This is a genomic window from Stenotrophomonas sp. 05L44_2 (assembly GCF_056665995.1).
The window spans coordinates 1-9162 of sequence record NZ_JBFTNR010000074.1; the positions used below are offsets into that span (position 1 = coordinate 1).

At 67.3% G+C, this 9162-nt stretch carries 7 protein-coding genes; all 7 read right to left on the bottom strand.

The genetic code is table 11. From position 1 onward, the window contains the following. A partial coding sequence (locus AC1VAN_RS04210; RefSeq protein WP_480985324.1) for a hypothetical protein occupies positions 1 to 773 on the bottom strand: 773 nt, incomplete at its 3' end. Positions 774 to 831: 58 nt separating this feature from the next. Next, complete coding sequence (dnaE, locus tag AC1VAN_RS04215) at positions 832 to 4410, bottom strand: DNA polymerase III subunit alpha (protein WP_480985325.1); 3579 nt, start codon at positions 4408 to 4410, stop codon at positions 832 to 834. Positions 4411 to 4625: 215 nt separating this feature from the next. Beyond that, positions 4626 to 5297, bottom strand: coding sequence for a ribonuclease HII (locus tag AC1VAN_RS04220; RefSeq protein ID WP_442251029.1), 672 nt, complete (start codon positions 5295 to 5297; stop codon positions 4626 to 4628). Then, positions 5294 to 6496, bottom strand: coding sequence for a lipid-A-disaccharide synthase (gene lpxB, locus AC1VAN_RS04225; RefSeq protein WP_223482669.1), 1203 nt, complete (start codon positions 6494 to 6496; stop codon positions 5294 to 5296). Before lpxB ends, AC1VAN_RS04220 begins: the two co-directional genes overlap by 4 nt. Before the next feature lie 53 nt (positions 6497 to 6549). Further along, positions 6550 to 7341, bottom strand: coding sequence for an acyl-ACP--UDP-N-acetylglucosamine O-acyltransferase (gene lpxA, locus AC1VAN_RS04230; RefSeq protein WP_025877677.1), 792 nt, complete (start codon positions 7339 to 7341; stop codon positions 6550 to 6552). A gap of 19 nt (positions 7342 to 7360) precedes the next feature. Next, positions 7361 to 7816: a 3-hydroxyacyl-ACP dehydratase FabZ gene (gene fabZ, locus AC1VAN_RS04235; RefSeq protein WP_025877675.1), complete on the bottom strand. Its 456-nt coding sequence runs from the start codon at positions 7814 to 7816 to the stop codon at positions 7361 to 7363. After that, positions 7813 to 8835, bottom strand: a complete 1023-nt coding sequence (gene lpxD / locus AC1VAN_RS04240; protein WP_032975782.1) for a UDP-3-O-(3-hydroxymyristoyl)glucosamine N-acyltransferase — start codon at positions 8833 to 8835, stop codon at positions 7813 to 7815. Before lpxD ends, fabZ begins: the two co-directional genes overlap by 4 nt. Positions 8836 to 9162 lie beyond the last annotated feature (327 nt).

Sequence of the window (9162 nt, forward strand, 5' to 3'; positions counted from 1 at the left end):
GCGCCGAGCGTCATGGTGGCCTGGGTGAAGGCCATCTGCGCCTGGAAGTCTTCCTTGCGCAGGGCCTTCTGCTCGCTGGCCGTGCTGGCCTTCAGCCAGCGGGCATAGATGTCGCGCACCGGACCGGCATGGGCCTCGAAGGCCGGGTCCAGCGCGGGCAGCGCCGGCGCGGGTTCCAGCGTGTAGGCCGGGGCCACGTAGCCGGCGGGCTGCTCGCGCTTGTAGGCACCGGGTTCGCCCATGCTGGCCTCGATGTAGGTGATGAATTCCGGCGCGGTGAAGATCTTGGTGCTGATCCGGCCGCCGGTCGAGTCCACGTGCGCAACCACCTGCTCCTCGGGGAACGGCTCGCGCACGCCGAAGTTCCAGGTCTTGTCGATGAACAGGCCGTGGTGCTTTTCGAACGGTCCCTTGAACTCGACACCGCCCAGCTCGATGCCCAGGCCGCTGACGCCGAAGTTCTTCAGCTTGTCCTCGCCGGTCACATAGATCTCGCGCGCCGTTACGTACTCGCTGAGGCTGGGATTGATCAGGCCGCCGCGGCCGTCGGCGTAGACGATGAWGCGCACATCGCCCAGGCGGTCGGTATGCAGGTGATGCTCACCGGCAGCCAGGCTGATCGGTCGCGACGCGTGCGCAGCCACCGGCAGGTCCTTGCCATCGATGCTGATCGCCAGCGGCGCATCGGTCGGGTTGTCGATCTCGAAATCGACCTTGGAGGAACAGCCGGCCAGCGCGAGCGCGGCCATCATCGGCAACAGCAGGTTCTTCATTACGGGCAATCGTCCTTGACGTATGCAGCGGGAAAGCGGAAACGGGGTGGGGCCAGCCTCAGCTGGCCCATGGCGGGCTGTAGCGCACCTTCAGCGTGCGCACGGCTGGTTCGGCGCGCAGCGCCTCCATCAGCTTGGAATCGACGCGCACCGCGCTCTGCCCGGAAACATCGAGCATGCCGGCGATGCCGCCATCGGGGCCCTTCAGCAGCAGGTCCAGGCGCAGGGGCGTGCGGCCGGGGCGATGGCGGTCGAGCAGGGCGTCGATGCGCTCCCACACCGGTCGCTGATGGCGCAGGTCCAACCGCAGCGACAGGCGCGTGGCGTAGTTCGCACAGACCTCGTCGAAGTCCCAGCACTGGCGGATGCGCAGTGCGAAGCCGCCATTGAATTCGTCTTCGCGCAGGCCGCCCTTGACCACCAGGATACGGTCCTTGGTCATCAGGTGGCCGAACTCGGCCATGGCATCGGAGAACGCGCTGCATTCGACGCGGCCACGGCCATCTTCCAGCTGGATGAAGATCTGGCTCTCGCCCTTGCGGCGCACGCCGACCACCTGGYCGGCAAGCACGGTCTGCACTTCCGGACGCCAGCGCTTCTCGCCGCCACCACTGTTGCTGTTGGCGCTCCAGATCTTTTCCACCGAGCCGAGGTCGGTACCGACCAGATCGCGCACGTCATCGCGCCACGGGTCGAACGGGTGGCCGCTGAGGTAGAAGCCCAGCGTGTCGCGCTCGCCGTTGAGGCGCTGCAGCAACGGCCATTCGTCGGTTTCCTGCAGCTCCAGGTGGATGGCCTGTACGCCCGGCTCGGGGCCGCCGAACAGCGAATTCTGGCCGGACGCACGCTCGCGCGCCATCTGTTCGGTGGCCTTGATCACTTCCGGCAGCTGCAGCATCAGCGAGGCACGGTTGTGGCCCAACTCATCCAGCGCACCGCAGTTGATCATTGCTTCCAGCGTGCGCCGGTTGAGCTTGGCCGAACCGATGCGGGTGCAGAAATCGAGCAGATCGGTGTAGTCGCCGCCGCGAAGGCGTTCCTCCACCACCGCTTCGCAGGCACCCTGGCCGACGCCCTTGATCGCCCCCAGGCCGTACTGGATCGTGTCCGGCGTAGACGCTTCAAACATGAAGGCGGACTGGTTCACCTTCGGCGGCAGCACGGTCAGGCCGAGGTTGCGCACCTCGTCCAGGAAGCCGACTACCTTTTCGGTGTTGTCCATGTCCGAAGACAGCGTCGCGGCCATGAACTCGGCCGGGTAATGGCGCTTGAGCCAGGCCGTCTGGTAACTCACCAGCGCGTAGGCGGCGGCGTGCGACTTGTTGAAGCCGTAGCCGGCGAACTTCTCCATCAGGTCGAAGATCGCRTCGGCCTTGGCTTCGCCGACGCCGTCCTTGGCCGCACCTTCGCGGAAGATCTCGCGGTGCTTGGCCATTTCCGCCGGCACCTTCTTGCCCATCGCACGGCGCAGCAGGTCGGCGCCGCCCAGCGAGTAGCCGCCGACGATCTGCGCCATCTGCATCACCTGCTCCTGGTACACCATGATGCCGTAGGTGTCGCGCAGGATGCGCTCGGTGCGCGGATCGGGATACTCCACGTCTTCGCGCCCGTGCTTGCGGTCGACGAAGGAGGGAATCAGGTCCATCGGGCCSGGKCGGTACAGCGMCACCAGCGCGATSAKGTCTTCGAARCGGTCGGGCTTGGCGTCCTTSAGCAGGCGGCGCATGCCCGAGGATTCGAACTGGAACACCGCGCCGGTATTGCCCGAGGCGAAGATGTCCTTGTAGGTGGGCGCATCGTCCAGCGGCAGCTGGGTGATGTCCACCGGCGGAATGCCGGCGCGCTCATGGCGCTTGTTGATCGCCTTCACCGCCCAGTCGATGATCGTCAGCGTGCGCAGGCCGAGGAAGTCGAACTTCACCAGGCCGACTTCTTCAACGTCGTTCTTGTCGAACTGGGTGACCGGATTCTTGCCGCGGCCGTCTTCATCGTGTTCGGCAAACAGCGGGCAGAACTCGCTCAACGGCTCGGGCGCGATCACCACGCCACCGGCGTGCTTGCCGGCGTTGCGGGTCAGGTCTTCCAGCTGYCGYGCCAGGTCGATCAGGTCGCGGACGTCGTCCTCGCTCTGRTAGCGCTGGATCAGCTCGGGCGAAGCCATCTCGCTGTCCTTGCCCTCACCCATAGCATCCTTCAGCGAGATGCCGAGGATGTTCGGGATCAGCTTGGCGACGCCGTCGACCAGGCCGTAGGGGAAGCCGAGCACGCGGCCGGAGTCGCGCACCACCGCCTTGGCTGCCATGGTGCCGTAGGTGATGATCTGGCTGACCCGCTCGCGGCCATATTTGCGCGCAACGTAGTCGATGACCTCGTCGCGGCGGTCCATGCAGAAATCGATGTCGAAGTCGGGCATCGACACGCGTTCGGGGTTGAGGAAGCGCTCGAACAGCAGGTTGTACGGCAGCGGGTCCAGATCGGTGATCTGCAGTGCCCACGCCACCAGCGAACCCGCACCCGAACCACGGCCCGGGCCGATCGGAATGCCCTGCGCCTTGCCCCACTGGATGAAGTCGGCCACGATCAGGAAGTAGCCGGGGAAGCCCATCTTGATGATGGTGTCCAGCTCGAACTCGAGGCGGTCGCTGTAATCCTGCGCGGTCATGCCGGGCGCGATGGGATTCTTTTCCAGGCGTGCGGCCAGGCCCTTGCGCGACTCGCTGCGGATCCAGCTGTCCAGCGTCTCCTCGTCGGGCACCGGATAATCGGGCAGGAAGTAGGTGCCCAGGCGCATCTCGATGTTGCAGCGCTCGGCCAGCGCCAGCGTGTTGTCGATCGCATCGGGGATGTCGGCGAACAGCGCGCACATCTCTTCGGCCGACTTCAGGTACTGCTGGTCGCTGTACTCGCGTGGGCGCTTGGGGTCATCCAGCACGCGGCCGGTGGAGATGCACACGCGGGCTTCGTGCGCGCTGAAATCGGACGGTGACAGGAAGCGTACGTCGTTGCTGGCGATCACCGGCAGGCCACGCTGGCCGGCGGCCATCAGCGCGAACTGGTTGAAGCTCTCTTCGCCATCGCGGCCGGTGCGGGTCAGCTCCAGGTGCAGGCCGTCGCCGAACACGCGCTGCCAGTCGGCCAGCTGCTGTTCGGCCAGATCGTGCTTGCCATCCAGCGCCAGGCGCCCGGCCAGACTCTCACGGCCGGCCAGGGCGAACAGGTTGGCGTTGCCGGCCTTCAGCCAGTCCGGATGCACCGCCACGCCGCCCTCGGGGCGATGGCCTTCCATCCATGCCCGGGTCAGCAGACGCGACAGGCTGAGGTAGCCCTCGCGGTCGCGGCACAGCAGGGTCATCCGCCACGGGTCCTGGCCTTCTTCGGCGATCATCACGTCGGCGCCGGCGATGGGCTTGATGCCCACGCCTTCGGCGGCCTTGTAGAACTTGACCAGGGCGAACAGGTTGTTGAGGTCGGTCACCGCCAGCGCAGGCAGGCCGAGTTCGACCGAGCGCGACAGCAGGTTGGCCTGCTTGGCCTTCTTCGGGTCAGCCTGGTCCGGCTTGGCCGGCACGCGGATGGTGGAGTCCGCCAGCGAGAACTCGGTGTGGACGTGGAGATGTACGAAGCGGGAGTTGGACATGCCGGACCAGGTTGGAGCGCGCAGGCCCCGGGTGCAGACGCGGGAATCGTCGCCGGGGTCGGGAAGCGCTGGAGTGCCCGGTCAGGGTAGCGAGGGCAGGGGGTTGCGACAAGGACTTGACGGTGCGCGATATCGCCAATGCCGCCGGGCATGGCACGGCGCTACCGGGGACGTTCATGTTGCCGTGGTAGCGCAGGGCCATGCCCGGCGAACGTTCAGGCGATCGCGATGGCGGCCGCCCCAGCCGGCGGCGCCTCCAGGCACTCGCGCACCGGGGCGAAGCTGCGCCGGTGCTCCGCGCACGGGCCGTGTTCACGCAGGGCGGCCAGATGCGCCGGGGTGCCGTAGCCCTTGTGCTGGTCGAAGCCGTACTGCGGGTGGCGTGCGTGCAGGTCCAGCATGTAGCGGTCGCGCGAGACCTTGGCCAGGATCGAGGCCGCCATGATCGCGCGGTCGATGCCATCGCCGCCGACCAGCGCCTGCGCCGGCAGCATCAGCCCCTTGGGCACCACGTTGCCGTCGATGCGGGCGAAGCCGGCCACGTGGGCCACCGCCGCGACGACATCGCGCATGCCCTGCAGCGTGGCCTGATAGATGTTCAGGCGATCGATGGCTTCCACGTCCACCAGCACCACGTGCCAGGCCAGGGCGCGGTCGAGGATGCGGTCATGCAGCTGCTCGCGGCGGGCCGCGGTCAGCTGCTTGGAATCATCCAGGCCGTTCAGTCGTGGCCGCTGTGGATCGAACACCACTGCTGCCACCGCGACGGGGCCGGCCAGCGGTCCGCGTCCGGCTTCGTCGACACCGGCGATGCGGTGGCCGGGGTCGATCACCGCGGCACCATCGAACAGGGCCAGGCTGGCGGCTGCGGCGTGGCGGCGGCTCATGCCTTTTCCTGGCCGCGCACCAGCAGCTCGCCAACGGCATCGGCTGCGCGCGCCGATGCATTGCGGCGCAGGCGTTCATGCAGGCGCGCGTAGGTGCCCTGCAGATCGGCGATCCGCTGCGGATGGTCGAACCACTGCTGGATGGCGGCGGCCAGTTTTTCCGGCGTGCAGTCGTGCTGCATCAGCTCTGGCGCCAGGTCCTGGCCGGCCAGGATGTTGGGCAGGGCGAAGCGGTCGACCTTGATCAACCCCAGCGCCTTCACCAGGCGGTACGTCAGTTCGTTGACCCGGTAGCCGACCACCATCGGACGCTTCACCAGCATCGCCTCCAGGGTGGCGGTACCGGAGGCCAGCACCACCACGTCGGCGGCGATCATCGCGTTGCGTGCCTGGCCGTCCAGTACATGCGAATAGGCCACCGGCAGCGCCGAGCGTGACAGCTGCTCTTCGATCAGGCGCCGGCAGGCCGCGTTGGCCGCCGGCACCACCACGTGCAGGCCTGGAATGCGCTCGGATACCTGCCAGGCGGCCTCGAAGAAGGCTTCGCCGAGCTTGGATATCTCGCCCAGGCGGCTGCCGGGAAGCACGGCCAGCACCTTGGCCGAGGCGGGCAGGCCGAGCTCGATCCGGGCCGCTTCCCGGTCGACGTGCAGCGGGATGTCATCGGCCATCGGATGGCCGACGAAGCGCGCGTCGATGCCGTGCTTGGCGTAGATCGGCGGTTCCATCGGGAACAGGCACAGCACCAGGTCGGCGCTGCTGCCGATCTTCTCGGCACGCTTCTCGCGCCATGCCCACACCGAAGGGCTGACGTAGTGCACGGTGCGCACGCCACGCTGTTTCAGCCAGCGTTCGATGCCCAGATTGAAGTCCGGAGCGTCGATGCCGATGAACACATCCGGTTGCCACTCCAGCGCACGCTGGCGGAAGGCCGAACGCAGCTTGAGCAGCCGCGGCAGATGGCGCAGGACTTCGGTCAGGCCCATCACCGCCAATTCGCTGGCATCGTGCCAAGTCTGGCAGCCGGCGCTGCGCATGGCATCGCCGCCGATGCCGGCGAATTCGGCATGCGGGAAGCGGGCCTTCAGTTCGCGCACCAGGCCTGCGCCGAGCAGGTCGCCTGAGGCTTCGCCGGCGACCAGGGCGATCCGCAACGGGCGCTCGCTGAGCACCCGGTGTGCAGGCACGCTGCCGGCCATCGAGGCCAGCGAAATCACCTCGGCGCCGGCCGGCGCCTGGCCGGTCGCGCTGCTCATCGCAGCAGGTGCCTCTCGGTGTGCTCGATGAAGTCCAGCATCGACTTGACGTCGTCACTGTCGCGCGCCTGCTCGGCCAGCTGTGCCTTGGCTTCGGCCAGCGGCAGGCCCGCCACGTACAGCGTGCGGTAGGCACGCTTGATGGCGGTGATGCGTTCGGGATCGAAGCCGCGACGCTTCAGGCCCTCGCTGTTGATGCCGCGCGGGCGGCCCAGCGAGTCGGTGCCGACCATGGTGAACGGCGGGACGTCGCCATTGGTCAGCGCGCCCATGCCGAGGAAGGCATGTGCACCGATGCGGCAGAACTGGTGCGCACCGGCGAAGCCGCTGATGATCACGTAGTCACCCACGGTCACGTGCCCGGCCAGCGTGGTGTTGTTGGAGAACACGCAGAAGTTGCCGACGTGGCAATCGTGGGCCACGTGCGTGTAGGCCAGCATCCAGTTGTCATCGCCGATGGTGGTGATGCCACCGCCGCCGCCAGTGCCACGGTTGAGGGTGACGAACTCGCGGAACACGTTGCGGTCGCCGATCACCAGTTCGGTGCGTTCACCGCCGTACTTCTTGTCCTGCGGTTCGCCGCCGACCGCGACATGGCCGATGAAACGGTTGTCGCGGCCGATCCGGGTCGGGCCATGGATGCTGCAGTGCGGACCGACCTCGGTGCCGGCACCGATCTCGACGTCCGGCCCGATGATCGTGAACGCGCCCACGCGGACATCGTCGGCCAGGCGCGCCGACGGATCGATCACGGCAGTGGGATGGATCAGGGGGGCGTTGTCGCTCATCTCGGACCTCCAGCCAGGGTCATTCGCGGGTGCCGGCGCACAGCACYTCGGCGCAGGCGACSACYTCGCCGTCGACCTTGGCCACGCAGTCGTACACSGCCATGTTGCGGATCACGCGCTTGATCTCCACGTGCATCTCCAGCACGTCACCGGGCACCACCTGCTTGGTGAAGCGGGCCTTGTCGACCTTGACCATGTAGAACAGCTTGGACTGCGCATCGCGGCCCAGCGTCAACTGGGTCAGCACGCCGCCGGCCTGGGCCATGGCTTCGATGATCAGCACGCCGGGCATGATCGGCTGGCCCGGGAAGTGGCCCTGGAAGAACGGCTCGTTGATGCTGACGTTCTTGGTCGCGACGATCGTGCGCTTCTCGTAGTCGATCGACACCACCTTGTCCACCAGCAGGAACGGGTAGCGGTGCGGAAGCAGCGTCTGGATCTGCGCCATGTCCGGCAGGGTCTGGGTGTGGCTCATTCTTTCTCCTTGCTCACAGACAGGATGCGACGGGCCAGGGCATCGAGCTGCTTGAAGCGCGCGGCATTCTTGCGCCACGTGCGGTTGTCGGTCAGGGGCGTGCCGGAGGAATACTCGCCCGGCTCGGTGATGGAGTTGCGGACCACCGATTTGCCGGTGATCACGACCTTGTCGCAGATTTCAAGATGACCGACGACGCCAACGGCGCCGCCGAGCAGGCAGTAACGGCCGATCTTGGCGCTGCCGGCAATGCCGGTGCAGCCGGCGATGGCCGAGTGGGCGCCGATCTGCACGTTGTGTGCGATCTGTACCAGGTTGTCCAGGCGGACGTCCTCGGCCAGCACGGTGTCTTCCAGCGCGCCACGGTCGACACAGGTGTTGGCGCCGATCTCGCAGTCGTCGCCGATGCGCACGCCGCCAAGCTGCGGCACCTTGATCCATTTGCCAGCGTCCATGGCCAGGCCGAAGCCATCGGCGCCCAGCACGGCGCCGGGATGGATGCGCACGCGCTTGCCCAGCTTGACGCGGGTGACCAGGGTGACGCGGGCGATCAGTTCACAGCCGCTGTCGAGGGTGCAGTCTTCGCCGATGATGCTGCCGGCGCCGATGATGCAGTTCTCGCCGATGACGCTGCGTGCGCCGATGGTGACGAACGGACCGACGTGGGCGCTGGCGGCGACCTGCGCCTGCGGATCGATCACTGCGCTGGGATGGATGCCGGGCGGGCGGGTCGGGGCGATGTCGAACAGCGCGCCGATCTTGGCAAAGGTGGTGTAGGGGTCCTTGGCAACCAGCGCGGTGCCGGGAGCCGCGTCGGCATCCTCGGCGCGCAGCACCACGATGCCGGCCTGGCTGTCGGCCAGCTGGGCGCGGTAGCGCGGATTGGCAAGGAAGGTCAGCTGGCCGGCACCGGCATGGGCGAGGGTGGCCACGCCATCGATGGCGGTGCCTGGGTCGCCATGGACCTGCAGGCCGAACTGATCGGCGAGTTGCTGGGCGGTGTAGGTAGGAGTATTCACGGCGGGAGTTTAACGTGTGACGCCATTGCGGTCATGCGGGAGCGGTTCTGCGGCCAACGGCGGGGCCCCTCGTGGCTGGCAGAGTGAGGCCCGAGGGCCGGGTCGGACGGGTGGGGCCCGCGAGGGACGGCGCAAGTACGTCCCTGTAGCCTTGGTCGCCGCATCCATGCGGCTCACACCCTCGCGGGCCCCACCCATCCGACCTTCGACGGTCTGGCGCGAGTGCCAGCCACGGAAAAACAGAAAAAATCAAAAGCAGTTCGGCTGCCGCGCCCGCGCGGGCGCCCGAAAACGAAAACGCCGGGCAGAGCCCGGCGATTCGTACCC

Bases quoted from the DNA above. Each gene is read 5' to 3' on its own strand.
- lpxB (WP_223482669.1), bottom strand. From the start codon at position 6,496: ATGGCCGGCAGCGTGCCTGCACACCGGGTGCTCAGCGAGCGCCCGTTG.
- lpxA (WP_025877677.1), bottom strand. From the start codon at position 7,341: ATGAGCGACAACGCCCCCCTGATCCATCCCACTGCCGTGATCGATCCG.
- AC1VAN_RS04220 (WP_442251029.1), bottom strand. From the start codon at position 5,297: ATGAGCCGCCGCCACGCCGCAGCCGCCAGCCTGGCCCTGTTCGATGGT.